Origin of the sequence: Alienimonas sp. DA493 (assembly GCF_043951915.1) — a bacterium.
In the GTDB taxonomy this organism is placed as follows: domain Bacteria; phylum Planctomycetota; class Planctomycetia; order Planctomycetales; family Planctomycetaceae; genus Alienimonas.
Genome location: NZ_JBINJD010000358.1, coordinates 1 through 575, shown reverse-complemented (window position 1 = coordinate 575; position 575 = coordinate 1). Strand labels below are relative to the sequence as shown.

Sequence of the window (575 nt, the reverse complement as noted above, 5' to 3'; positions counted from 1 at the left end):
CTGCGGGCCGCCGGGGCGAAGGTCGCGCCGGCCAACGCGGTGCCGATCTTCGACGCCCTCGCCGAGATCAGCGGCAAGGGGCGCGAGCCGAGCGACCTGCTGATCGTGGCGTGCAGCAGTCACGGGTTCTCCGAGGGGGAGCGGGCCTACCTGATGCCCCGCGACGGCCGCTTCGCCTTCCTCGAACGAACCGCCGTGCCGTTGGAGACGCTGGAGAGCACCGTTCGCCGGTCCAAGGCCGGGCACCGACTGCTGTTGATCGACGCCTGTCAGGATCGCGTCAGCGCCACCCGGGCGGTGGGCGGCCGGCAGGCGGCGACGGCGATGAGCGACGCCTTCGCCGCGGCGCTGGCCAAGCCGACCGGCCAGGCCAAGCTGGCCAGCTGCGAGGTCGGGCAGTTCAGCCTGGAACTGCCGAGGTTGAAAAACGGCGTGTTCACCGCCGCGCTGCTGGAAAGCCTCCGCGGCGGGGCCGGCGACGTCGACGGGGACGGCTTCATCCGTCTGGCGGAGGTGCAGACCGCCACGACCGCCCGGGTGGCGACGCTGATCGACGAATACAACGCCGACCTGCC

Annotated in this window: 1 protein-coding gene; it reads left to right on the top strand. The window is 72.2% G+C overall.

The window, feature by feature from the left end:
* Positions 1-575, top strand: a 575-nt coding sequence (locus tag ACG2DA_RS23010; protein ID WP_395259053.1) for a caspase domain-containing protein, incomplete at both ends; no start/stop codon positions are given.